Source organism: Maribacter sp. 4G9 (assembly GCF_002742265.1).
Lineage (GTDB): Bacteria > Bacteroidota > Bacteroidia > Flavobacteriales > Flavobacteriaceae > Maribacter.
This window is the reverse complement of sequence record NZ_MDGL01000032.1, coordinates 77761-101697: the sequence shown is the minus strand read 5'-3', so window position 1 is coordinate 101697 and position 23937 is coordinate 77761. Positions and strand designations below refer to the sequence as shown.

The 23937-nt window shown below is 42.4% G+C and carries 22 protein-coding genes and 1 pseudogene; 13 read left to right on the top strand and 10 right to left on the bottom strand.

Features of this window, described 5'->3' with window-relative positions; all coding sequences use genetic code 11:
- Positions 1 to 125 precede the first annotated feature (125 nt).
- The 9 genes and pseudogenes from BFP75_RS03795 to ygiD all read left to right on the top strand — a co-directional run bounded on the left by BFP75_RS03795 (position 126) and on the right by ygiD (position 7031).
- Positions 126 to 368 (top strand): MoaD/ThiS family protein, encoded by a 243-nt coding sequence (locus BFP75_RS03795; protein WP_099543395.1) that lies wholly within the window; start codon positions 126 to 128, stop codon positions 366 to 368.
- Complete coding sequence (locus BFP75_RS03790) at positions 368 to 784, top strand: molybdenum cofactor biosynthesis protein MoaE (RefSeq protein ID WP_099543393.1); 417 nt, start codon at positions 368 to 370, stop codon at positions 782 to 784. The genes BFP75_RS03795 and BFP75_RS03790 overlap by 1 nt, the downstream gene beginning before the upstream one ends.
- A gap of 74 nt (positions 785 to 858) precedes the next feature.
- Complete coding sequence (moaA, locus tag BFP75_RS03785; protein WP_099543390.1) at positions 859 to 1842, top strand: GTP 3',8-cyclase MoaA; 984 nt, start codon at positions 859 to 861, stop codon at positions 1840 to 1842.
- 4 nt (positions 1843 to 1846) lie between these two features.
- Positions 1847 to 2320 (top strand): cyclic pyranopterin monophosphate synthase MoaC, encoded by a 474-nt coding sequence (moaC, locus tag BFP75_RS03780; RefSeq protein WP_099543388.1) that lies wholly within the window; start codon positions 1847 to 1849, stop codon positions 2318 to 2320.
- On the top strand, positions 2304 to 2897 hold the full coding sequence (locus tag BFP75_RS03775) for an NTP transferase domain-containing protein (protein ID WP_099543386.1): 594 nt from the start codon (positions 2304 to 2306) through the stop codon (positions 2895 to 2897). Before moaC ends, BFP75_RS03775 begins: the two co-directional genes overlap by 17 nt.
- On the top strand, positions 2897 to 3967 hold the full coding sequence (locus BFP75_RS03770) for a HesA/MoeB/ThiF family protein (RefSeq protein ID WP_317044507.1): 1071 nt from the start codon (positions 2897 to 2899) through the stop codon (positions 3965 to 3967). Before BFP75_RS03775 ends, BFP75_RS03770 begins: the two co-directional genes overlap by 1 nt.
- A complete protein-coding gene (locus BFP75_RS03765; protein ID WP_099543381.1) occupies positions 3951 to 4727 on the top strand; it encodes a sulfite exporter TauE/SafE family protein in 777 nt (258 codons plus the stop codon). Before BFP75_RS03770 ends, BFP75_RS03765 begins: the two co-directional genes overlap by 17 nt.
- Before the next feature lie 275 nt (positions 4728 to 5002).
- On the top strand, positions 5003 to 6193 hold the full coding sequence (locus BFP75_RS03760; RefSeq protein ID WP_099543379.1) for a molybdopterin molybdotransferase MoeA: 1191 nt from the start codon (positions 5003 to 5005) through the stop codon (positions 6191 to 6193).
- Between the two features lie 9 nt (positions 6194 to 6202).
- Positions 6203 to 7031, top strand: a pseudogene (ygiD, locus tag BFP75_RS03755) (4,5-DOPA dioxygenase extradiol).
- Positions 7032 to 7075: 44 nt separating this feature from the next.
- Here ygiD and BFP75_RS03750 read toward each other — a convergent pair.
- From BFP75_RS03750 to BFP75_RS03735, 4 genes are all read right to left on the bottom strand, one after another.
- Positions 7076 to 9475, bottom strand: coding sequence for a penicillin acylase family protein (locus tag BFP75_RS03750; RefSeq protein ID WP_099543376.1), 2400 nt, complete (start codon positions 9473 to 9475; stop codon positions 7076 to 7078).
- Positions 9476 to 9609: 134 nt separating this feature from the next.
- The gene (locus BFP75_RS03745; RefSeq protein WP_099543373.1) at positions 9610 to 10902 is read right to left on the bottom strand and encodes an amidohydrolase family protein; all 1293 of its coding nucleotides are present in this window, start codon (positions 10900 to 10902) and stop codon (positions 9610 to 9612) included.
- Between the two features lie 28 nt (positions 10903 to 10930).
- Positions 10931 to 13885 (bottom strand): amidohydrolase family protein, encoded by a 2955-nt coding sequence (locus tag BFP75_RS03740; protein ID WP_099543501.1) that lies wholly within the window; start codon positions 13883 to 13885, stop codon positions 10931 to 10933.
- A 216-nt stretch (positions 13886 to 14101) separates the two neighbouring features.
- A complete protein-coding gene (locus BFP75_RS03735; protein WP_240531688.1) occupies positions 14102 to 15163 on the bottom strand; it encodes a DUF3810 domain-containing protein in 1062 nt (353 codons plus the stop codon).
- A 398-nt stretch (positions 15164 to 15561) separates the two neighbouring features.
- Between BFP75_RS03735 and BFP75_RS03730 the strand changes: the two genes are divergently transcribed.
- Positions 15562 to 17016: an aminoacyl-histidine dipeptidase gene (locus tag BFP75_RS03730; protein ID WP_099543498.1), complete on the top strand. Its 1455-nt coding sequence runs from the start codon at positions 15562 to 15564 to the stop codon at positions 17014 to 17016.
- 46 nt (positions 17017 to 17062) lie between these two features.
- On the opposite strand, the gene BFP75_RS03725 is transcribed toward BFP75_RS03730, so the two are convergent.
- From BFP75_RS03725 to BFP75_RS03715, 3 genes are read right to left on the bottom strand one after another with little or no spacing between them, the layout of a single operon-like run.
- Complete coding sequence (locus BFP75_RS03725) at positions 17063 to 18202, bottom strand: peptidylprolyl isomerase (RefSeq protein WP_410504070.1); 1140 nt, start codon at positions 18200 to 18202, stop codon at positions 17063 to 17065.
- A gap of 8 nt (positions 18203 to 18210) precedes the next feature.
- Positions 18211 to 18762 (bottom strand): gliding motility-associated peptidyl-prolyl isomerase GldI, encoded by a 552-nt coding sequence (gldI, locus tag BFP75_RS03720; RefSeq protein ID WP_099543366.1) that lies wholly within the window; start codon positions 18760 to 18762, stop codon positions 18211 to 18213.
- Positions 18759 to 19775 (bottom strand): DHH family phosphoesterase, encoded by a 1017-nt coding sequence (locus BFP75_RS03715; RefSeq protein ID WP_099543363.1) that lies wholly within the window; start codon positions 19773 to 19775, stop codon positions 18759 to 18761. Before BFP75_RS03715 ends, gldI begins: the two co-directional genes overlap by 4 nt.
- Before the next feature lie 133 nt (positions 19776 to 19908).
- Here BFP75_RS03715 and BFP75_RS03710 point away from each other — a divergent pair, with 133 nt between their 5' ends.
- Positions 19909 to 20328, top strand: coding sequence for a nucleoside-diphosphate kinase (locus BFP75_RS03710; protein WP_099543361.1), 420 nt, complete (start codon positions 19909 to 19911; stop codon positions 20326 to 20328).
- Positions 20329 to 20673: 345 nt separating this feature from the next.
- Here BFP75_RS03710 and BFP75_RS03705 read toward each other — a convergent pair whose 3' ends face one another.
- Genes BFP75_RS03705 through recF form a run of 3 tightly spaced genes read right to left on the bottom strand, consistent with a single transcriptional unit; the run spans position 20674 to position 22469 of the window.
- Positions 20674 to 20970: a DUF721 domain-containing protein gene (locus tag BFP75_RS03705; RefSeq protein ID WP_099543358.1), complete on the bottom strand. Its 297-nt coding sequence runs from the start codon at positions 20968 to 20970 to the stop codon at positions 20674 to 20676.
- 2 nt (positions 20971 to 20972) lie between these two features.
- Positions 20973 to 21386, bottom strand: a complete 414-nt coding sequence (locus tag BFP75_RS03700; protein WP_099543356.1) for a hypothetical protein — start codon at positions 21384 to 21386, stop codon at positions 20973 to 20975.
- A 3-nt stretch (positions 21387 to 21389) separates the two neighbouring features.
- Complete coding sequence (gene recF / locus BFP75_RS03695; protein WP_099543353.1) at positions 21390 to 22469, bottom strand: DNA replication/repair protein RecF; 1080 nt, start codon at positions 22467 to 22469, stop codon at positions 21390 to 21392.
- A gap of 123 nt (positions 22470 to 22592) precedes the next feature.
- Between recF and BFP75_RS03690 the strand changes: the two genes are divergently transcribed.
- Positions 22593 to 23360, top strand: a complete 768-nt coding sequence (locus tag BFP75_RS03690) for a tetratricopeptide repeat protein (protein ID WP_099543351.1) — start codon at positions 22593 to 22595, stop codon at positions 23358 to 23360.
- The gene (gene ribH, locus BFP75_RS03685) at positions 23360 to 23842 is read left to right on the top strand and encodes a 6,7-dimethyl-8-ribityllumazine synthase (protein ID WP_099543348.1); all 483 of its coding nucleotides are present in this window, start codon (positions 23360 to 23362) and stop codon (positions 23840 to 23842) included. Before BFP75_RS03690 ends, ribH begins: the two co-directional genes overlap by 1 nt.
- The last annotated feature ends 95 nt before the right edge of the window (positions 23843 to 23937 follow it).

The window sequence follows — 23937 nt, the reverse complement described above, 5'->3', positions numbered from 1 at the left end:
CACATGTATAATTCAAACCTAATGAAAGGTTAAATAGCGAGGTAACTAATTCGTTACTTCCAGAATAATAAGTAATTTAGAGGTTCAGGTATTTTGGGCTAGTCCCTAGGGTAAATTGGAGTAAAATGGACCTACTTTTTTTTGGTATTGCAAAGGATATTGTTGGGAAATCCCAAATGATCATGGATTTTGGTGAAGATTCCCCTAATTCGGTGGCGGACCTAAAACAAGCCTTAAAAAAAAGATATCCCGAATTTTCCAAGTTGACATCTTTGGCAATTGCCGTAAACAGTGAATATGCGAAGGATGATGTTCAGCTTAAATCCAATGATGAGGTGGCGATAATTCCGCCAGTAAGTGGAGGCTAATGAATAAGATCATAGAAATAGTACAGGAACTGGATACCCATAGTGTGTATCAGGAATTATCCCACCCCAACAGCGGTGGCATTTGTGTTTTTGTTGGTTCTGTGCGGGAGTTTACCAATAATGAACAGGTAGTGGCCCTGGAATTTGAGACCTATGAATCCATGGCCCTAAAGGAGATGGATAGATTAGCGGATGCGGCCTTGGAGAAATGGAAATTGAACAAAGTGGTGATCAAACATGCCGTTGGCAGGAAAGAGGTACAGGATGCCGTGGTAATTGTGGGAGCCTCTTCGGCCCATAGGTCGGAATCCTTCGAAGCATGTCGGTTTTTAATAGACACCTTAAAGCGAACAGTACCTATTTGGAAAAAGGAGATGTTCAAAAATAAATCGGTCTGGGTTTCGGCACATCCATAAAAAGAGCTTCTGGGAAGGTGATAGATTTAGATGACGTTTTGAGTTGCCAACACTAAAGATTATATTGAAGGAATATGTTGATAGACAATCATAATAGAAAAATTAATTACCTAAGACTTGCCGTTACGGATCGATGTAATCTTCGATGTAATTATTGTATGCCCGCCGAAGGGATCAACTTTGCGAAAAACGATAAACTGCTCACCATTGAAGAATTGAAAACCTTAAGTACTATTTTGGTGGGGCAGGGAATCGATAAGATTAGAATTACGGGGGGCGAACCTTTCGTTCGAAAGGATTTGATGGAATTGCTCAGGCACCTTTACAGACTTGATGGTTTGAAGGACATATCAGTTACCACCAACGCTACCTTGATTGGACCCTACATTGATGAGCTAAAATCAATGGGGATAAAGAATATTAACGTAAGTCTGGATGCGATACATAGGGAAACCTTTGAACGAATAACCCGAAGGAACCAATACGATACTGTGCATAACATCCTGATTCGATTGATCAGCGAAGGTTTCAACGTACGTATCAATTTCATTGCTTTGGACGGACAGAACACGCAGGACATTCTACCCATTTTGGAATTGGCTAAGCATTATCCGGTATCCGTTCGGTTTTTAGAAGAAATGCCTTTTAATGGAGGATCAAAAACGTTTCAAAAAATTGCTTGGGACTACAAGCGCATTCTCGACCATATCAAGTCTGAACATCCTGACTATTATAAACTGGAGTCACCAAAGACATCTACGTCCATAAATTATAAAATTCCGGGGCACCTTGGAACCTTTGGGGTCATACCCTCCTTTAGCAGAACTTTTTGTGGAACCTGTAACAGGTTAAGGGTATCTGCCACAGGCGACGTAATTACCTGTTTGTATGGAAAACCCAGTGCGAACCTAAGGGATATTATGCGAGGGGAAGATTCAGAAAATAAAGTTAAGGAAGAGGTTTTAAAAGCAGTTGGGAGCAGGGCCAAAACCGGTTTCGAGGCACAAGAAAAATATGCCAACGTTTTTTCAAATTCCATGACATCCATCGGAGGATAAAAAAATGGAGAAAAAATTATCACATATCAATGAATCTGGCAATGCTGTCATGGTGGATGTTTCTGAAAAAAAGGAGACTTCAAGAATTGCCGTTGCGTCCGGGCGGGTACTATTTCCGTCGGAAGTGTTTCAAGTATTGTCCGATAAGGATTTCCTGGGTAAAAAGGGAAGTATCGTGCAAACAGCGGTAATTGCAGGGATACAAGGTGTGAAAAGAACATCGGAACTGATTCCGTTGTGCCATCAAATCAATTTGACAAAAATAGATGTGGACATCGTTCCCGGTGAAAATCAATTTCATATCACCTGCACGGTAAAATGTAACGGAAAGACCGGTGTGGAAATGGAGGCACTTACCGGAGTTTCCGTAGCGGCACTCACCATTTACGATATGTGCAAGGCGCTCTCCCAGGATATTGTCATTACAACGGTGCAGTTGGAAAGAAAATCTGGAGGAAAAAATGACTACGAAAGATAGATTGTATGGATTGGTGCTTTCCGGAGGTAAAAGCACACGAATGGGTCAAGACAAGGGGCTGATTTCATATCACGGTGTTCCACAAAGGGAACATTTATACCACCTTTTGGATACCCTGTGCGATAAAACCTTTTTGAGTGTTCGCCAAGACCAAGATGAAGAAATAGCATCTAGCTTCAAAACCATTTTGGACCGGAATGAATTTAGAGGTCCTTACAATGGATTGCTTTCGGCATATAGGAAATATCCAGATGTTGCCTGGCTAGTATTGGCCTGTGACCTTCCCTTATTAGACGAGGCCTCCTTGAAGGAATTGATCGCTCAGCGCAATACGCAAAAAATGGCTACTGCCTTTGCAAACAGGGACAATCCGCTTCCTGAGCCTTTATGTGCCATTTGGGAGCCTCAGGCCTTAAAAACTTCAATCGCTTACCTTGAGGCGGGTAATGGTACCTGTCCCCGTAAGTTTCTTATTAATAACGACGTTTCCCTGGTATTCCCTAAAACCCCGCAAGTTTTATTGAATGCCAATTCCCAAGAGGAATATAAGGAAGCCCTGCAAAAATTGGAGTCCTGATGGAAGATAGGTACCATAGGCAGACCATTTTGCCCGGTTTTGGCCAAAAGGGCCAAAATACCTTGGGCAAGGCGAAAGTCCTGGTCGTAGGGGCTGGTGGACTGGGTGTGCCCGTCATGACCTATCTCAATGCCATGGGAGTAGGAACTCTAGGAATTGTAGATGCCGATGTTGTTTCCATGTCCAATTTACACAGACAGGTGCTTTATACGGAAGTAATGGTAGATAAGCCAAAAGTGGAGATGGCCAAGCAGCAATTGTTGGCACAGAATACATCCACAATAGTTCATGTCTACAACACCTATCTGAACCCTGGAAATGCTTTAGGAATTATACAAAACTATGATGTAGTAGTAGATGCAACGGACAATTTTCCTACGCGGTATCTGATAAACGATGCTTGTGTCATTCTAAAAAAGCCATTTGTTTACGGGGCCTTGCACGGTTTTGAGGGACAGGTAAGTGTATTTAACTATAAAAACGGACCCACGTATCGATGTTTGTTTCCCAAGATGCCAAAAGCAGATGAGGTTCCCAATTGTATTGAACATGGAGTATTGGGTATACTTCCAGGTATTATAGGAAATTTGCAGGCCTTGGAAGTTATTAAGGTTGTATGCGGATTGGATGGTGTGCTATCGGGAACATTGTTATTATATGATACGCTCTCGCAGCGCATGGAACGTATGAAATTTAGATTAAATTCTGAAAATCTTATATTGAGGGAGTTACAGGATTCCTATGATTTTGATTGCGAGGTGGTAATGGAATCCATGGAGGCCATCGGAATTCAAAACTTGTTAAGGGATAAAAAAGTGTCGCTTTTAGACGTTCGGACCGAGCAAGAATTCCAAAGAAACCATATTAAAGGTGCCAAAAATATTCCTCTGGACACGTTGGAAAATAGAGTGGGCGAACTAGCAAGGGAAAATCCAATCTACGTTATTTGCCAATCCGGTATCCGAAGTAAAAGAGCGGTTTTGATGCTTCAAGAACTTTTTCCGGACAGAAAATTTATCAACGTTGCTGGCGGTATGAACCAACTAAATACCTATGCAAATACCTATTGAGCAGCTAATTTTCCTATGTTTGGGTTTTTTCATAGTAGCTATGTTGTATTCTTCCGTGGGTTTTGGGGGAGGCTCCAGTTATCTTGCCTTGTTGACCCTTTTTTTAGGTAGTTTTTTTACCATTCGCTCCATAGCCCTTATTTGTAACTTGGTCGTTGTTTCAGGAAGTACCTATCTCTATTTTAAGAACGGACATGCGAAATTGAAGGATTTTCTCACTTTTATCATTTCCAGTATACCGCTGGCTTTTCTGGGGGCCTCTTTCCGATTAAAGGAGGAAATATTTTTTATTATCCTAGGTATTTCCCTGATTTTATCGGCTATATTTTTGGCAATTCAAACATTCAAATGGGCAAAGTCGGTACCGGAGACCAAAAAATATCCAAATTATTTAAGTTATTTTTTAGGAGCGGGCATTGGTTTCTTATCCGGTTTGGTGGGTATTGGTGGTGGAATTTTTCTAGCACCGATTTTAAATCATTTACGATGGGACAAGGCTATAAAGATTGCAGCCTTGGCAAGTTTCTTTATTTTGGTCAATTCTGTATCGGGACTTTTGGGATTGGTAACAAGTGGTTCCTTGTCACTTCCGTGGTTTGAGACGCTCTGCTTAGCCATTGTGGTGCTGTTAGGTGGACAGTTGGGAATCCGCATCAGTTTAAAGCGTTTTTCTGCCAAGGGAATAAAGCGTGTGACGGCACTTTTGGTAATGATTGTGGGTGTACGGGTATTGTTGGTGAATGGATTGGGAGTGTTTTGATAGTTCAGAGTTCAGAGTTTAGAGTTCAGAGTTAAAAGTTATAAGTGAAAAGTGAAAAGTGAAAAGTGAAAAGTGAAAAGTGAAAATTAAAGTGAAGCATGCAGAGTTCAAAGTGCGGCATGTAGAGTTCAAAGAGCAGAGTTCAAAGCTTAAAGCTTAAAGTGCAGGGAGGTAATTAAATAGCCAACCGTGAACTGTGAAAAGTGAAGAGTTAAGAGTTAAAAGTGAAAAGTGGTGAATGAAAAGTTTTTTCTTTAACCAACAACGATAAAACTGTGATCACATTTAAGGAAGCATTACAAAAAGTTTTAGAATATCCGCTGGATTTAGGTAATGAACGGGTACCGCTTTTGGATAGCATGGGCAGGTATTTGGACGAACCTATCTATGCCGATAGGGATTTTCCTCCGTTTCACCGCGTGACCAAAGATGGTATTGCCATACAGTTCGATGCCGTTATGGGAAAGGTGCAAAAGATTCGGATTGAGGATGTTGCCAGCGCAGGGATGGCCCAACTTGCACTGGAGGATAATTCCAGTTGTATCGAGGTAATGACGGGTGCCGTATTGCCAAAAAATACGGATACGGTTATTATGTATGAGCATCTGACCATTGAGGATGGCGTTGTGACCATTAATGAATCTGTAACCAAAGGTCAGAATATCCATTACAAAGGAAGCGACGAAAGCAAGGGAGCCCAAATTTTGTCGGCAGGAACCAGAATAACCCCCGCGGAAATAGGCGTCATGGCCTCCGTGGGAAAGCCAATGGTACTGGTCAAGAAAGTACCCAAAGTTTGCAGTATCGCTACAGGAAATGAATTGGTGGATGTTGATGTGACTCCAGAATCCCATCAGATAAGAAAATCAAATAGTTTGACCATGTTGTCCGCCTTGTCCCATTTAGGAATCAAGGGGAGTTCTTTACATCTTTTGGACGATAAAAAAAGTATCGAGCAAGGACTTTCATCGGCCTTACATGAAAACGATGTGTTGTTGTTGAGTGGAGGGGTTTCCAAAGGGAAATTTGATTTTATTCCCGAAATAATGGATGCGATGGGCGTTGAGAAAATATTTCATCGGGTGGCGCAACGGCCCGGGAAACCCTTTTGGTTCGGAGTTCATAAGGAATCGAAAACCGTAATTTTTTCCTTTCCGGGGAATCCGGTTTCGACCTTTGCCAATTATCATTTTTATTTTTTGCCGTGGCTTTTTAATTCCTGGGGAATCACAGTGGAAAATCAATTTGCCAAATTGACGGTTGAACTGGACATTAAACCACCCTTGACCCGATTTATTCAAGTAAGTACCCATTGGCAGGACAGCTGCCTACAGGTTACCCCAGTGGTGGAGAATGGCTCCGGCGATTTAACGAGTTTGTCCCGTGCCGATGGTTTTATTTGTTTGGAGCCTAGGGAATCGGCATATATGGTAGAAGAAGTAGTTAGGTTTATTCCCATACGATAACGTGTAAGTATGAATTTAAGAGACTTACACAAAATGAACACCTATATGGACAATACAGGCAAAATGCCCGTGTTGTTCTTAGGACATGGTAGCCCCATGAACGCCATTGCCGACAATGAATTTGTCAAAGGTTTCAGGAATCTAGGAGAAGAGTTGGAAAGACCCAATGCCATTCTTTGCATTTCGGCACATTGGGAGACCAAAGGAACTTATGTTACAGCCATGGAGCATCCACAAAACTATTCATGACTTTGGGGGTTTTCCACGGGCGCTGTACGATGTGCAATATCCTGCTCCCGGAAGTCCGGAATTGGCAAAAACTACCAAGGACCTAATTACCAAAACGGATGTGGGTTTGGATTATCAATGGGGCTTGGACCATGGTTCATGGAGCGTCGTAAAACATCTTTATCCTATTGCCGATGTCCCTATTATTCAAATGAGTATCGACTATACCAAACCTCCTTTGTACCATTATGAACTTGCGCTGGAGTTGGCTGCTTTAAGAAACAAAGGGATTTTAATAGTGGGCAGCGGTAATATGGTCCACAACTTGAGAATGGTGGCATGGGACAAAGTAAATGGAGAACCATATGGTTACGATTGGGCCAACGAAGCCAATGAAAAGATGAAAACCTTTATTTTGGAGAATAACCATTCGTCTTTAATAGACTTCAGGTCACAAGGAAAGGCATTCGATTTGGCCATACCTACACCTGAACACTACCTTCCTTTACTTTATGCAATCGCGCTTAAAGAGAAAAACGAAGATGTCTCCTTTTTTAATGATGCGCCTTTAGGAGGATCACTTTCCATGACTTCCTTAAAGATACACTAGGGTTCATTACTACTTTATAGTGTATGTTTATCACTAATGATATATTATTTCCCTTTGGGTAATAAATTCATTCTTTCAACAGCAACGGAGTCAATTTTTTGTTTGGAATATAGAACTGGAAAATACTGGTCCTTTGCCCAAGGTTCGAATAGATTGCTATAAAAGGGACTCTCTGGGTCTCCAGATTGTCCAGGGCCATTGGTAGCTTGTGCGGCATCCCAATCCCCAGTATTAATGATCATTCGGAAAGAGGCTCCGCTCGATTGGTTCAAATTGCCTCCCGTAGAACCTGGCGTGGTACCATTACCTCCCCTGGGCAAAGGACCTAGGTTGAAAAGGGTGTCACGCATGGCTTGGTTGACAACCTTTCCCAAGGCATGCTCTATATAAATATGTTTGTTTTTTGCCTGGCCATACTGCCATTTTTCCATATCGGGACCCAATCTGTTTTCCAAATCGTCAACGGCATTTTGAAAGGATTTCTCTATAAGAGCGTTTCTGTTTTGCTCTGTATTGCCCTCAAATGCAATTTTAGGATGTGAAACAAAGTCAATAATTGTTTTAAGTTGCAATGAGGTTACAATCGATTTTGCTTCTTCGGGGATGACCAAATTTTCTATCATTTCCGCCAGCGAATTTTCCCAAGCAATGTAGATGGCTGCGGGTATTGAATTTGGATTCAAGGTAAAATCCCAATCCTCTAATTTCGTTTTGGCTTCCTCGTATTTACCATCCAAGGTAATATTTTTCAAAAAGGGTAGAAGTTCCTTGGCAGGTAAGGAAAGATAATCGGTTTGTAAGGCCTTAAAATCCTCAATGTTAAAATCCGATTTATTACTTAAGACATCTTCAATCCTGTTGCCCCTGTACGGATCGGACCATGAAAAACCAATGGCATCCCAATGTCCGTAATCAGGTGGTGTTACATTCTGGTTGGCCGTTGCTATGAAGCCCTTAACCGGATTATAATCGTTCGGTTTATCGATAATAGGCAAATAACCGTCCCATTCATAACTACCATCCCCGGGAACGGGTACCAACCCGCTAAAATTTCTTCGGATAGGGGCGATGCCCACAGCTTGCCATCCAATGTTCCCTTGTTTGTCCGCCCAGACCATATTTTCCCCTGGAATATGGCTGTAATTACAAGCTTCCCTAAATTCCTCCCAGTTTTTGGCCTGATCCATCCTAAGGGAAGCCAAATAAGGCGAGCCACCAGGTTCCAACCAGGCGCAACGAACCGCGTAGGCTACATGATGTTCTTTATCGATAAGTGTTACCGGGCCATGTTGCGTATAGTGTAGATTAACGATGGTGTCTTTTTGCCCCTTTACCTTAATGGTTTCCTGTACGGTTTTCATGTTCACCCATGCTCCTTGGTACTTATATTGATTCTGATTTTCAGGATTGAGTTCGTAGACGTACAGGTCTTCTCCATCGGTCTCAAAAACAGTGAGTCCCCATGCTCCATATTCATTATGACCTATGGATATGCCGGGAATTTCTGGTTCTCCTCCGCCTATTACGTTCCAGCCCGGGGCTACCAAATGTGCCATATAGCGCAAGGAGGGAACTGCAATGGTCCTGTGCGGGTCATTTGCCATGTACGTGTTGCCATCCTTGGTTAGGGTGCCGTTCACCACCCAGTTATTACTCCCAATGGAAAGGGAATCCCTGTTTTTTTTCTGGTTTTCAATAAAAACATCAGCGATTTCCTGACCTCTGTAGTCGGGCTGTATGTCTGCTGGGGTAAACCTCACCGATTTTCTATAGGCATTATAAAGCTCCAAAATATCTTGGGACAACAATGCCTTATCTATTTTTTTATCCAGGGTTAAATCCGGGTCTTTCGGGTGCAGCCAAAATAATTCCTTTGCCTTATCAGGACCCAATGCTGCGACCGTCCTGCCTATTTGTAACTCTTCGTTTATGTTTCCCAATAATCCCTGGTGCCTGGATATCACCACTTCAGGAGTCCATTTTTTGGGCTGTATGTCCAATATCTTGAACTCTATGGGAAGCTCATCGGGGTTTTTCAATACCTCCTCAATGTAGGCATTCACTCCATCCGTATATGCGGTAATGATTTCTTCTCCATCGCCATGATAGAGGTCCATTTCGGTTTTCATATCGCCCCTGAACTTAAAAAGGCGGGTGCCAATATCCCGCTTTAATTCACGTTCCCCTAAAATTTCGGCCACGGTACCTGTCGCCTGTCTGCGCCAAATTTCGAACTGGAACAACCGGTCCGTCGCCGCCGCATATCCTTGGGCAAAAAAGAGGTCGTGCTGATTCTTGGCGTAAATATGGTTAATGCCCCATTCATCCCGTACAATTTCTACAGGTTCTTTCAGTCCTTCTATTTGAAGACCTTCCGTTGAGGTTGTGGTTTTTTTACATGAAAATACTACGGTCAAAAGGACCATTAAGATTATTTTTTTCATAATTAAAAGTTTCTTGTGGTCATAAAAAAAGCCCGATAGTTTATCGAGCTTTAGTTGTTGTTGTAATCACTAACCGTTTGTGTCGATACCTATCGACTTAAATGTACCATTTTATCTTCGGTTTCAGAAACGATTTACTCCCCCTCATATTTTCCCATATATCGTTTCCATAATTCGGTTTGGTGGGTCTCCAAGGAAATATTCCTGCCATCGATAAAGGCATGGGTCAACTGGTTGGTACGCATATCCAAGGCATCACCCTCCGAGATAAATAGTGTAGCGCTTTTGCCCACTTCCAAGGTGCCGTAGCTATCATCGATACCTAAAATTTTTGCCGAATTCCCGGTGATGAGCTGCAAAGCCTTTTCCTTGTCCAATCCCTGTTGTCCTACTTGGCCCGCATAAAAAGGCAAGTTTCGTGTCTGAAAATTCGAAGCCTCAGTGTTTTGAAGTGCCACCAACAAACCGGCATCGACCAATAGTTTAGGTAATTTATAGGGAAGGTCATAATCATCGTCATCAAAAACAGGAAGGTTGTGCGTAAACTGGACCAATACGGGAATCTCGTTCTTTTTTAGGAAATCAGTTATTTTGTGGGCCTCATAGCCACCTACCAAAACAACTTCCTTGATTCCGTTCGCCTTTAGCGTGTTTACGGCATCTATAATTTCCTTTTCGCCATCCGCATAGACATACATTTTTTGAGATCCGTTCAAAACTCCATGCATGGCCGCAAACGCGGGATTCACCTCTTTAGGGCTTCCTTTTCCGTATGCCGAGGCATTTTTAATGAAAGTAACAACGGTCTCAACGTCTTCTGCATAGTCCTTATTGGGTTTATATCCTCTTTCTTCGCCCATCCACCATCGGCCCTGCCTAAAACTTCTTGGCCAATTCAAATGTACTCCATCATCGACTTTAAGTGCGGCGTCTTCCCAGTTCCAGGCATCGAACTGTACAATGGAGGACGTGCCCGATATTCTCCCGCCGGTAGGTGCTATCTGTCCAAGCAAAACACCATTGGGCCGCATACTTTCCACGACTTTTGATTCTGCATTGTAAGCGATTAAACTGCGCACATGGGGAATCAATTCCCCAATTTCGTCCTGGTCGTTCGTGGCTCTTACTGAATTGATTTCAACCAATCCCAAGGTTTTGGCCGGCGCAATAAAGCCAGGGTAGATATGTTTGCCGGTGGCGTCGATTAACTTACCTTTTCTGGCAATCTTCATTTTTGAATCCCCAACGAAGGTAAGTTTTCCCTCTTCGAACATGATCAAGGAACTTTCAATGACCTCGCCATTTCCTAGATGGGCGGTAGCGCCCTCGATGGTAATAGCTTCTGTCTGCTTTGGGGCAGGTGTTTGCTGGGCTTTACTTGGCACATAAATTATGAATGCCAGAAAGAGTAGTTGTATGTTTTTCATTTTGCTATATATTTTCAATTAGTGGATTTTAAAGGGTTTCACAAGTGAAAATTTGTTTTACACTTTGTTTTGGGCCTTGGGTTTTGCCACCACCCGCTTTTTCCTCGAGCATCATTTTCACCAGTTCGTTGCGTTCCTTTTTTATGGCTTCCCTTTGGGCTTTATCCTTTTTCAAATCGAAATAGGTAGTTCCTTCGATCATCGTTCTTTCAGCTTTCGTGTAAACGGACAAGGGGTGGCCAGACCATAATACCAGGTCGGCATCCTTGCCTTCCTTGATACTTCCTACGCGATCATCCAAGTGCAACAGCTTTGCAGGATTGATGGTCACCATTTTCCATGCCTCAAGTTCCGTCATCCCTCCATATTTGATGGTTTTGGCAGCCTCTTGGTTCAACCTTCTCATCATCTCACGGTCATCACTGTTAATGGCCACTGTTACGCCCTGTGATTGCATGATGGCCGCGTTGTAAGGGATGGCGTCGTTCACCTCGTATTTGTAGGCCCACCAGTCGCTAAATGAACCTGCGCCCACACCATGTTCGGCCATTTTATCGGCAACTTTGTAACCTTCAAGAATATGCGTAAAGGTGTTTACTCTGAAACCGAATTTTTCCGCAACCTTCATCATCATATTTATTTCGCTTTGAACATAGGAATGGCAGGAAATGAACCTTTCGCCATTTATGATTTCTGCCAGTACCTCTAGCTCCTCGTCATATCTATAAGCTTGTCCACTTTTTTTCTTTTCGTCATATTCCTTGGCGCGTTGAAAGTAGTTCATGAAAACTTGTTCAACGCCCATCCTGGTCTGAGGAAAACGTGAACGACTGTCCCAGTTGGACTGCTTTACGTTTTCACCCAAGGCGAATTTTATGAACTTGGGGGAATTATCGTAGATAAGGCCATCTGCTTCCTCGCCCCATTTTAACTTTAAAATGGCGGAACGGCCACCAATGGGATTGGCGGAACCGTGCAATAACTGGATGGAAGTAACACCTCCCGCAAGGGAATGGTAAATACCCATGTGTTCCGGATCTACTACGTCTTCCATTTTTACCTCGGCAGAACTGTTATGACCGGCCTCGTTGACGGCCAATGCGGCGATATGGCTATGTTCATCGATAATACCGGCCGTAAGATGTTTTCCCGTAGCATCGATGACCTTGGCACCACCGGCACCTAAATCGGTACCAATTTTGGCGATTTTACCGTTTTTAACCAGTACATCCGTATTTTCCAAAATACCAGCGTCCTCACTGGTCCAAACCGTGGCGTTTTTAAACAATACGTTTTCCTGTTTAGGTTTGGAGGCATAGCCATACCCTACATTGGGATAGGTTACCGGCATGACGTTAGGGGTATCCGATTTGTCTGATTCCTTCTTGGATTTTTCTTCAAACCCAGATTTTTTTGTTGCCGTGAAAAAGGTCTCCGTTCCATCAGGTAATAGTAACCTGCCAGAGAGGTCATCTGTTTCTGGAAGTACCGGTCCTATCATGCGGTAGGTTTTGTCGCCTTTATCCGTGGAAAAGGAAAAGGTCAGCCAATCACCGTCATAGGAAATCTTGGAGGTAAGTTTTAGGGTATCCTGTTTTACTTCGACCTTTGGTTTGGCTATTTCACCGGTTATGGATACATCATAGGTTTTGCCTTGGGCCGTTAGGCTGTAATTACCTCGTATATCTTTTGTGTCCTTGTCATTGATAATGTTTTTATTGCCTTGGACCCAGTTTTCGTAAAGTGTGGTGGATTTGTCAAAAATATCACCGGAGGTAATCAGGAAGTTCGCATGCGCTCCCTTTTTTAGGGATCCAAGCTCGCCCGATTTCCCCAATATCTCTGCGGGTATGGTAGTGAGTGCCTCCAAGGCCTTTGTTTTGGACAATCCATATTCTATGGCCTTCATCAAGTTCTCCTTGAATTTGGTCATGGATTTTAGTTCGTAAGGCGTCAAGGAGAAAGAAACCCCGTTTTCCGCCAAAACCTTGGGGTTCGTTGGTGCCTGGTTCCAATAGCGCATATCCTCCAAGGAAACATAGCCCGCTTGATATGGATCGGATACATCATACGCTTCGTGGAAATTCAAAGGAATGATCAGTTTGGCATTGGTCGCTTTAATTTCATCGATTCGCTCAAACTCGTTGCCACCGCCCAAAATGGTGTATTGTATACCAGTGGCATCCCCAATTTTATCGGCCCTGAGCACGTTGCCCTTGTCCTTGGCCTCGAAAATCTGTACAAGACTTCTATTTTTGATCAGGGCTTCCAATGATCTGTCCGTAGTGGATGCATTTCCGTTCGCGTACCAATCGGCATCGCTGTACATCTGTCGCAACAAGGCCAATGCGCCCATAAGGGAAGTTGGGTACGACTGTTGTTTGGCAACACTCTTTTCCAAAGAAAAGTATTGGGCGGAATTATCATCCAATATTCTATTGGCGTCCGTACCTGTATTGTTCAGGGCAATTAGTACCCCTGTACCTCTTGCGATACCGTCATGAATATGTGAATTTACCGCCCCAAAACCGGCCTCGATTAATTCCTTTGCTTCCTTTTCGTTATACTTAAAGCTGCTAATGGCATCGTTTTCCGGCATGATATGGTCGTTCCAGTAAAAACCTTCTCGTGTAGGCTCAAATTGTAGGGAACGCCTACCTCCGCCACTTTGCTTTGGCTGTTCCACCCCAAATTTGGAATAAACGTCTATGAAGGAAGGGTAAATGGATTTTCCGTTCAAATCCACCACAATGGTATTTTGAGGCAGGTTGACGGAGCTGCCAACGTTGACAATTTTTCCGTTTTGAATTAAAAGTGTCCCTTTTTGAATAACTTCTGTAGGCGTTACAAAAATTTTGGCATTCGTGAAGGCCGTATAGTTATTGTTGTTCGCCTTTACGCCTTCATTTTCAGGGAAATAATCTTGAGAAAAGAGAAGGGCACTACACCAAAAAAGGCATAGTGAAAAAATAATTTTTTGCATTTTTGAGTTCGTTTGATTAGTCTTTCTAAAATTAAGGTTTAATAGCTGCTTTCCCTTGATTTTGGTTTTTTTTAACACTGGAAAATCGGGAAATAAATATTTGAATGGGAATTTTTGTAAATAAATCATTTCGATGGTCCTATACTTAGAATTTTATCAGATTACTAAGTGCTTGTCGTAATAATACCAGGTTATAAATAGAAAAATTTCTGCTTTTTACAGCGGATACTTTTTATGGTAGGCTATCAATAGGGAAACCACACCATTATAGCTCTGAATACCTTGGGTTTGGTTATTCGCCTTCAGAAAGGAATTGAAGATGGACTTAAATACAGGTTCCATGGGGTTTTCATATTGTTCCCAAAATAGGGCCATTTCCTGAAAATTTGCCCGAACCCCGGGATTGAGCTTTTGGAACATTTGGTTGAAAGTCTCAGGATTTCCCCTGCGTACATCGCTTAGACAATATCCCAAGACATAGGCATAGGCCGCATATTGAAAGTATGGGTCCTTGTTTTTTGAGGTCACCAAATAGCCAATGAAATTGGTCTCGTTTTCTGCCGAGTATCCCAATTGATGCCCTATTTCATGGCCGGCCACTATAGGAAACCTAAAATTTGGCAGAATGCCATTTACCTGTGCTTCATTGGTAAACGGATTCAGATAGCCTGCGTACCCCATATAGGTCAGTCCGGTACTGAAAAGGGACGTTTTGATACTCGGACGATGGTATTCCAAAAAGTTGAACTCCTTGGCAAGCTCTTTATAGCCGTCAACACTCTTTTGAAGCATTTCATCTTGGGAATAGGGAATGTCTACCTTATTGAGGGTGTCACCAACAATATATTCTTGGATGGAATTTGTTTTGTTGATAAGTCGATCTGTAAAGTCCAATAATTCTTGATAATCCTTGGTTTCCGTCAATGCCAATTTCTCCGATAGCGGTTTGCGATAATAATTAAAACCCCAGGCCAAATGAAATGTCAAATAGGCAATGGAGAGTATCATGAGAACATCCCTTAGGAACTTCACCTTATGTGTTTTAATATAGCTCCATTGTCGGTATACATAAAAAATGGCAATGCAAATAAGCAGGAAATAGAGCAAGTCCCCAATGGAAAAAGGGACCCATCCAAAGAGCAGCCTAAAGAATCTCGATACATAGGGATATAGGCCCAAACTGTAATAGGATTCTATGAAATCTGTGTTTTTACCAAGCCATTTTACAAGGATGATTTGGGGAATCAAAGAAACCGCGATCACAGTTTTGAGGGACATTTTCATCTATTTAAAAATTTTTATTTCATTGGAAATGAAGTGAATAAAAATTTTCTGCTTAGATCAACCGCTGCGCTTTCGCACAAAAAATTTAATTGGCACCGCCAAAGGGTATTATAATCCGAGGCTTGCCTCGAAATTAAAAATTTGTTTCCTGCGAATGCCTCGTGGGCTCGCCCCGAGGTAGCTTATTATTTCGGTGGTTATGCAAAAAATTAAATTTGTTTGTGCTCATTTCATACCATCAAAAATAGGGATTTGATTGGCACCGCCAAAGGGTTTCATATTCCCAGGCTTAACTTTACTTGCATACTATCGATTGATGGAAACGACTATTGGGCCTGCTTTTTGAGTTATTTACTTTATGGTATGTATTTTTACTGAAAATTTTCAATCCTATGGAAAACCAGATACTCAAGTTGGAACCCAAAACCGTTTGGAAAAATTTTTCAAGATTGAATGCGGTTCCAAGACCTTCCAAAAAGGAGGAAAAGGTGATCCAATTTATGGTCGGGTTTGGAAACTCACTAAGGCTGGAAACCTTTACGGACGCTATTGGCAATGTCATTATCAGGAAACCTGCCACCGTTGGGATGGAGAATAGAAAAATGATCACCCTCCAATCCCATCTGGATATGGTGCACCAGAAAAATGCGGAAACCGACTTCGATTTTGAGAAAGATGGAATTCAAATGTATATAGAAGGCGATTGGGTAAAAGCAAGGGGGACAACATTAGGTGCGGACAACGGTATGGGTGTGGCGGCCATCATGAGTTTGTTAGAGGCAACGGATATTGCCCATCCGCCTTTGGAGGCCCTATTTACCATTGATGAGGAAACAGGCATGACAGGGGCTTTTGGGTTAAAGGGTGGTTTGTTACAAGGGGAAATTTTGTTGAACCTGGATACCGAGGAGGACGATGAAATTGACATTGGGTGCGTCGGCGGAATTGATGTTACGGCCACTAAAACCTATGGCCAGACTCCGGTAATCCCGGGGGAAGTTGGTTTAAGGATCTCTATAAAAGGACTAATGGGTGGACATAGTGGTATGGATATCCACAAGGGTCTGGGCAATGCCAATAAGCTCATGAACCGATTATTGTTCCATGGAAATGAATTTGATTTCAGGATTTCGTCCATCCAAGGAGGTGGTTTGCGAAACGCTATTCCCAGGGAAAGTACGTGTCAATTAAATGTGGATGAAAATCAATTGACCTCCTTTTTGGAAACTTTAGAAAAGGAAGCCCTAACAATAAAGTCGGAATTGGCGGATATGGAACCGAAACTTGGGATTGTCGTAGAGGTCATGGGCCGACCTTTTGACCAATTAATGGAATTGGAGGTTCAAGAACTACTTCTTAAAACTATATACGGATTGCACAATGGGGTTTACCGAATGAGCGCCAGCATGGAAGATTTAGTTGAGACGTCCAATAATGTGGCCAAAGTTCGTGTGGCCGATGGAACTATAGAAATTGGGTGTTTAACTAGGTCTTCAATAGAATCGGGGAAAATGGATTTGGCAAATACCTTAAAATCGGTATTGGAGTTGGGTGGTTCTTCCGTGACATTCACTGGGTCATATCCTGGATGGAATCCCAATATGGATTCTGAAATATTGAAGGTCGTCACATCGGTATACACAAAATTATTTGATTCAAAGCCCCATGTGGTAGCCTGCCATGCCGGATTGGAATGCGGAATATTAGGACAGAATTATCCAGAGATGGATATGATCAGTTTTGGTCCGACCATCAAAGGGGCCCATTCCCCTGATGAACGCGTAAGCATATCCTCGGTACAGAAATTCTGGAAGTTCTTGTTGGAAATTTTAAGGCAAACCCCATAAAAAAAGCCCGATTTCATAATCGGGCTTTTCAATTTTATTTCTATATCTATTGTTGAATCCCTGTAATCTCCACATCAAATACCAAATCTGAATTGGGAGGAATGGGGCCGGATCCCTGTGCTCCATATCCAAGATGTGGAGGTATGAACAGGCGCACCTTGTCTCCAACGTTCATGCTCAAAAGACCCTCTCTGAAACCGGCAATCAATGGTGATTCCGGACTATAGTCCATGGGTATGGGCATATAACCACCGCCTTGTAAACGTCTCTCGTCGAACATATCGTATTGTCTGGCAATTTCTTCATAATTACTATCGAAGAGGGTTCCGTCTTCCAAATAACCGGCATACATAACGCCCACTTTTTGCCCTACTTTAGGTTTCTCGCCGTCACCTTCGTTCAAGACTAGTATTTTGAGACCGGATTCCAAAGTTTTGGCCTCCTGTTTTTGAGTCTGCAAGGTTGATGCAAATTCAGATTTCATTTTCTCCATTTCGGCCCTTTTTGCGGCTTTTTCCTTTTCAATCGCGGCAAGACGCTCTTCTTCGCCATCAAAATAGTCCGTCATAATTTTTACGGCATCGAACTTCCTGGCCTCTTTTCCATTTCGAATGATTTCAATGGTGTTCATTTTCACGGGTTCCACAGGTTTGTTATTGCCAGGGGTTACCTGCACATTTGCAATGGAATCGACCACTTCCAAACCTTCCACCACTTCACCAAATACACTATGCCTGTTATCCAACCAAGGGGTAGGGGCGTGGGTTATAAAGAACTGACTGCCATTGGTAGCGGGTCCAGAATTGGCCATGGAAAGTATACCTTTTTTATCATGGATCAATGAGTCGTTGAACTCGTCCATAAATTTATAACCTGGATTCCCTGTACCTGTAGCCAATGGATCTCCACCCTGTATCATAAAGTCTTTCATCACACGGTGAAAGGTAAGTCCATCGTAGTATTTTTTTCCTTTGAACTGTTCACTTACAAAGGGGCTATTGCCTTCGGCCAATGAAATAAAATTGGCAACGGTTACCGGAGTTTTTTCATGCTCCAACTTAACGATAATATCCCCGTGGGAGGTTTTGATATCGGCAAAAAGGCCATCTCCCAAATCTGCTCTTTGACTGGTTTTGCAGCTCGCCATGATTAGGATTAGGGCCGCCCATAGGTATGTTTTCTTTATCATAATGGTTATTCTTCTAGATTATTCTGTTGTTTTTCTATGTTTAAAATTGTAATGGTTGATTTTAAGGGAACATTGGTCCCAATTTTATTGTTGTCGCCGTGATACCCAAAGGCGATGGAGGAAGGGAATAAAAAAGTGGCCTTTTCATTTTCCTTTAATAGCTTTATCGCATCCCGCATTCCTAGGAATAGCTCCTGTTTGTCCACTTTGTAGGTGAATGTTCCAATATCCGCTTCGGAATAGATCGTATCGTTATCCAATGTCAAAAGATTGTACTCAAAAGTTACGATGTCATCGGTCCGGGGCGTATACTCCGTGGAATCGTTTACCCTAAGGTAATGATACCAGGAACCTGAAGCACTATGGGTGTAGTGTTTCAAGGAATCCTTTTTGATGATTTCCTGAATCTTTTTTTCTTCGGCCTCCAATAATTTTCTACTTCTTTCAATGGATTCCTTAAAATAACTGCCACTTTTTCTTTGGACCGGTTTTCTGGGCTCCGGACCCTTACAACCAAAAAGCAGAACAAAAACAAGTAGTAAGCCTAGGGATCTCATTCCGTCAACGCTTTTTTATAATTTGGTAATAGTGAAACAAAATAGTCGATGGTTTCCTGCAGCGGTTTTTCGCTTTTGCCTCCTGCCGCATTGGTATGTCCGCCTCCCTCAAAATGATTTCTGGCGAATTCGTTCACGGAAAAATCACCTACGGACCTGAAGGAAATTTTAAAGATACCTTCCTCTTTATTCTCTATGAAAATAACGGCAAATCGAATTTTGTCCAGGGTAAGGCCGTAATTCACAAAACCTTCCGTATCTCCTTTTTCATAATCGTAGCGGTCCAGTTCTTCTTGGGTCAAGGTAATGTAGACCGTATTAAATTCATAAAGAATGACCATATTTTTCAAGGCACAGCCCAACAAATGCAATCTACCGGGCGAATTGGTATCATATACCCGTTGGTGGATGGCCGTATTGTCTGCTCCCTTGTCCATAAGATCCGCCACGGTACGGTGTGTTTGGCTAGTGGTTGCCTTAAACTTAAAAGAGCCGGTATCCGTCATGATACCCGTATAAATGCAATTGGCTATATCCTGGTCGATCAAATCCCGGTCCCCCATGGCATCGATCAGCGTGTAGACCATTTCGCAGGTGGAGCTCATATTGATATCTGAATAGGTAATGTCTGCATATCCAGAAGGTTGTTGGTGGTGGTCCAACATGACAAACTTCGCTTTCGCATTTTCCAAGCATTCCGCCATTTGTCCTACACGTCCAAAGTCGTTAAAATCCAAGGTGAAAATGATGTCCGCCTCCGCAATGAACTTTTTGGTTTCAGCATTGTGTCTTTCGTAGTTTAGGATTTGATGGGCTCCTGGCATCCATTTCAGGAACTTTGGAAAATCATTTGGAGCGAGCACCTGGGTATTATGTCCTTTTTTGGTAAGATACCAAGACAGGGCCAAGGTGGAACCTATGGCATCCCCATCAGGATTCTTGTGCGGTATTATGGCAATCCTTTTTGGAGAGGAAAGCAAATTCTTCAACGCTGCTACTTGCTCAAAATTCATGGCCGCAAAGATACAATTTAATGGGAAAGGGAATGTATGGACTGGTTCTTTTCATTGCGGATACGCATTTTGTAAACCCATATAAAGTTGCGGTTCTTTGGGAAAAGCGTATTTTTGCGCAAAATTTCAATAAATGACTACAAATAGAACATTTACCATGATAAAGCCCGATGCCGTGGAAAACGGACATATTGGGGCTATTTTGGAAAAAATTACGGCGGCCGGTTTTAAGATCATCGCCATGAAATATACTCAATTAAGCGTACGGGACGCACAGGAGTTTTACGCTATTCACAAAGAACGACCTTTCTTTGGGGAGTTGGTGGAATTTATGACGCGTGGCCCCATTGTTTCGGCTATTTTGGAAAAGGAAAATGCAGTGGAGGATTTCAGGGCGTTGATCGGGGCAACCAACCCTGTAGAAGCTGCGGAAGGAACCATTCGTAAAATGTTCGCGACTGACATTGCCGAAAATGCCATACACGGTTCGGATAGTGATGCCAATGCGGCTATCGAGGGCGCGTTTCATTTTTCCGGTAGGGAAATATATTGATAAGAAAATTTCATTTAAGAAAGTAAGGCTGTTCAAATATTTGGACGGCCTTTTTTTGTGGCCTCCGCTTTGCTCAAGGAGACTGTATTGGCTTATTCGTTGGTACCGGCTAGACGCCCTGCGCTGAACGATTTGCTCGAAATCTCAATTAAAAACTATCCATTGTTTATTGAAAAATGTTCATTGCCAAATTCACACTGTCATTGAATACTGATAACTGGTTATTGTTCATTGTAAACTGCACACTGCCGCTGATTACTGTCAACCGATAAATGTTCATTGTAAACTGTTCACTGCCAATGAGTACTGATTACTGGCAACTGTAAATTGTTCATTGCTCACTGTTCAACGAAGCACTAATTTTTTAATCAATTCTTTTCCCAACTCTTCGTTCAACATCGTAATAATTTTGGTTTTTCCATGACTGAGTTCTTCACGGAGTACGGAGGACGATAGCGATACAAAGAGCGTGTCTCTTTTGAGTTCCACATCTGTAGTATAATTTAATACGCCGTTTCCCATAAGGTTGGCCCATGCGGTGCGCACATCCACTTTGTTCATGCCTTCCTCTAGATTGTTCTTTTTGATGAAGGCGGAGAGTGCATCCTGTAAACTTAAGTGGTCGTTTTCTCTTCGGGACATTATCAATCTAATTTTATAGGTTCAAACCTTTTAAAATAATACGTGATTCCCTCCGGATTTTCCACGGAGAATGAATCTCCTGATAAAGATAACAACCTTTCTTGCCATTCGCTCAAGGGATTTTCATAGCGCATAAAAAACATGCCATTTTCTTCAACGATAGTAAAAGGTTCCGCATCGTCAGAGGTTTCAAAGGTGCCATCGAACCTAGGTGCCATTTTTTTTCGGAAGCCCTTGCCATCCTTAAGTTCTATATAGTCCACCACCGTATTCATTGGATATTCCTTGGTATTGCCATTGGAAAACTCCACTTCCTCTATCTCCCAATACCCGTTCAAATGATGTAAATCTTCCAATGAAACCCTACCAGAGCAGGAAACTATCGATACCGCGAACAAAAATAGGAACCTTCGCATAATTCAAAGTTTAAAGATTTTATAAGTCTGATGAATTTTTTTTACAACGGCTTCGGTACGTTCCGCATGGGTGTCGCTTACGAATATCTGACCAAAATTTTCCTTGTTCACCAAGGAAATGATGTGGGAAACCCTATTTTCATCGAGCTTGTCAAAAATATCGTCCAAAAGTAAAATAGGATTGGTCCGTGACAATCTGCGCATAAAATGGAACTGCGCGAATTTCAAGGCGATCAAAAAGGATTTTTGCTGACCTTGGCTGCCAAATTTTTTTATGGGATATTCCCTAATGGTAAAGTTTAGGTCATCCTTATGTATCCCTACACTTGTGTACTGAAGCGCACGATCTTTTTCAAGACTGTCCAACAATAAGGTCCCTAGGGAATCGGATAACATTTTGCTATCATAAGTCAGGTTTACCTCTTCCGTATTGTTTGTTATGGCCTTATACTGCTCCTTGAAAATTGGGATAAAGCTCTCCAAAAAAAGTACCCTTTTTTTAAATATTTCTGAACCGTACCTTTCCAACTGGTCATTATAGACGGCCAAGGTTGCCCTGTCAAAAGTATGGTTGACGGCAAAATACTTTAAGAGCGCATTTCTTTGGGATAGTACTTTATTGTAGTTGATAAGGGATTGCAGGTAATCCTTGTCCGACTGAGAAATAACGCCGTCCATAAATTTTCTTCGCACCTCACTGCCTTCCAATATAAGGTCCCTATCCGCAGGGGAAATGATTACCAGGGGCAGGACACCAATATGGTCAGCGAATTTTTCATAGGGTTTTCCGTTCCTTTTGATTACTTTCTTATTGCCCTTTTTCAGGCTACAGACGATTTTCTCTTCCTTTTCCTCTTTTTGGAAGTGCCCCTCTATCACAAAGAAATCGGCATCATGGCGTATGTTTTGGGAGGATACGGGATTGAAGTAACTTTTGCCAAAGGAAAGGTGGTAGATACTATCCAAAATATTGGTTTTTCCAACGCCGTTATCCCCCACAAAACAGTTGATTTTGGAGTCGAACTCAAGATTTTTGGATTCAAAATTTTTGTAATTAAGAAGGGATAAGGTCTTTAAATACATTTAAAAGTTCCGAGTTTTTGGTTCGCAAAGGGCATCCGTTGCTTGGACTACCAAAAATAACGAATAAATACACTATTGGATTTCAATAAAAACTTTATTTTTGCGCGACCAATAAAATTAGAGATGGCAACATACAAGAAAAGAGGATTTAAACCCAAAACAAAGGTTGAGGCCCAGGAGTTTGAAGAGCAGGAAAGTACCACGGCAGAAGTATTCAGTTCTTTGGATGAAGGTGCTTCCAGGACGGAGGAATGGGTTTCAAAGAATCAAAATTATATTTTGGGAATCATTGGAGTGGTCGCTGTAGCGGTATTGGGATATTTGGCCTACAATCAGTTCGTATTGAAACCAAAGGAAGCGAATGCGGCAAACGAAATGTATTATCCACAACAGTATTTTGACCAAGCCCTTAACAGCACAACGGCCAAGGATTCGTTATTTACCCTTGCTTTGGAAGGTGCGGAAGGTAAATACGGTTTCTTGGACATAATAGCCGAATACAGTGGCACAAAAGCGGCGAATTTGGCGAATTATTCCGCCGGAATGTCCTATCTGAATATGAACAAGTACCAAGAGGCGATAGACTACTTGGAGGATTTTAAATCCGATGATGCTATTCTGGGAGCTTTGGCAAAAGGTGGTCTTGGAGATGCTTTCATGCAACTGGACCAACCCTCCGATGCCTTGGGGTATTATGAGGCAGCCTTTAAACATAGCAACAACGAATATACCACTCCTAAATTCTTGTACAAGGCGGGTGTAACGGCCTTGGAAATGGGCAATAAATCAAAGGCCTTGGAGTATTTCCAAAGAATCAAGGATGAGTTTTCAAGTTCTGATCCGGCCAAATCTATAGATGCTTTTATAGGAATCGCCAAAACTGGGGCATAATGGCCACGGAAAACAAAAATTTATCGGAATACGATAAGGACTCTATCCCAAACGCGAAGCATCTTCGGTTTGGGATCGTTGTTTCTCAATGGAATTCCAACATAACCGAAGGCCTGTACCATGGCGCGGAGACCGCCCTTTTGGATTGCGGTGCCCTGGCCTCGAACATAATCAGATGGAACGTACCGGGAAGTTTTGAGCTTACCTTTGGATGTAAAAAACTGATACAACAGGAAAAATTGGATGCCGTTATCGCCATAGGTAGTGTCATCCAGGGGGAGACCAAGCATTTTGATTTTGTTTGTAGTGCCACGGCCCAAGGCATCAAGGACCTCAATGTGCAAATGGACATTCCGGTCATCTTCTGTGTTTTGACCGATAATACCATGCAACAGGCCATAGACCGCAGTGGTGGAAAGTACGGAAACAAAGGGTCTGAAGCTGCCATTGCCGCCATTAAGATGGCCGTATTGGGAAAATAGGCATTGCCCCGCTACCCATTCCACATTTTCAATTTGACATTTCCAACAATCCAAATTGCTCGGTAATACGGTTCTGTTAACAAATTTTAGGGATC

Bases quoted from the DNA above. Each gene is read 5' to 3' on its own strand.
- BFP75_RS03795 (WP_099543395.1), top strand. From the start codon at position 126: ATGGACCTACTTTTTTTTGGTATTGCAAAGGATATTGTTGGGAAATCC.
- BFP75_RS03790 (WP_099543393.1), top strand. From the start codon at position 368: ATGAATAAGATCATAGAAATAGTACAGGAACTGGATACCCATAGTGTG.
- moaA (WP_099543390.1), top strand. From the start codon at position 859: ATGTTGATAGACAATCATAATAGAAAAATTAATTACCTAAGACTTGCC.
- moaC (WP_099543388.1), top strand. From the start codon at position 1,847: ATGGAGAAAAAATTATCACATATCAATGAATCTGGCAATGCTGTCATG.
- BFP75_RS03775 (WP_099543386.1), top strand. From the start codon at position 2,304: ATGACTACGAAAGATAGATTGTATGGATTGGTGCTTTCCGGAGGTAAA.
- BFP75_RS03770 (WP_317044507.1), top strand. From the start codon at position 2,897: ATGGAAGATAGGTACCATAGGCAGACCATTTTGCCCGGTTTTGGCCAA.
- BFP75_RS03765 (WP_099543381.1), top strand. From the start codon at position 3,951: ATGCAAATACCTATTGAGCAGCTAATTTTCCTATGTTTGGGTTTTTTC.
- BFP75_RS03750 (WP_099543376.1), bottom strand. From the start codon at position 9,475: ATGAAAAAAATAATCTTAATGGTCCTTTTGACCGTAGTATTTTCATGT.
- BFP75_RS03745 (WP_099543373.1), bottom strand. From the start codon at position 10,902: ATGAAAAACATACAACTACTCTTTCTGGCATTCATAATTTATGTGCCA.
- BFP75_RS03740 (WP_099543501.1), bottom strand. From the start codon at position 13,885: ATGCAAAAAATTATTTTTTCACTATGCCTTTTTTGGTGTAGTGCCCTT.
- BFP75_RS03735 (WP_240531688.1), bottom strand. From the start codon at position 15,163: ATGTCCCTCAAAACTGTGATCGCGGTTTCTTTGATTCCCCAAATCATC.
- BFP75_RS03730 (WP_099543498.1), top strand. From the start codon at position 15,562: ATGGAAAACCAGATACTCAAGTTGGAACCCAAAACCGTTTGGAAAAAT.
- gldI (WP_099543366.1), bottom strand. From the start codon at position 18,762: ATGAGATCCCTAGGCTTACTACTTGTTTTTGTTCTGCTTTTTGGTTGT.
- BFP75_RS03715 (WP_099543363.1), bottom strand. From the start codon at position 19,775: ATGAATTTTGAGCAAGTAGCAGCGTTGAAGAATTTGCTTTCCTCTCCA.
- BFP75_RS03710 (WP_099543361.1), top strand. From the start codon at position 19,909: ATGACTACAAATAGAACATTTACCATGATAAAGCCCGATGCCGTGGAA.
- BFP75_RS03705 (WP_099543358.1), bottom strand. From the start codon at position 20,970: ATGTCCCGAAGAGAAAACGACCACTTAAGTTTACAGGATGCACTCTCC.
- BFP75_RS03700 (WP_099543356.1), bottom strand. From the start codon at position 21,386: ATGCGAAGGTTCCTATTTTTGTTCGCGGTATCGATAGTTTCCTGCTCT.
- recF (WP_099543353.1), bottom strand. From the start codon at position 22,469: ATGTATTTAAAGACCTTATCCCTTCTTAATTACAAAAATTTTGAATCC.
- BFP75_RS03690 (WP_099543351.1), top strand. From the start codon at position 22,593: ATGGCAACATACAAGAAAAGAGGATTTAAACCCAAAACAAAGGTTGAG.
- ribH (WP_099543348.1), top strand. From the start codon at position 23,360: ATGGCCACGGAAAACAAAAATTTATCGGAATACGATAAGGACTCTATC.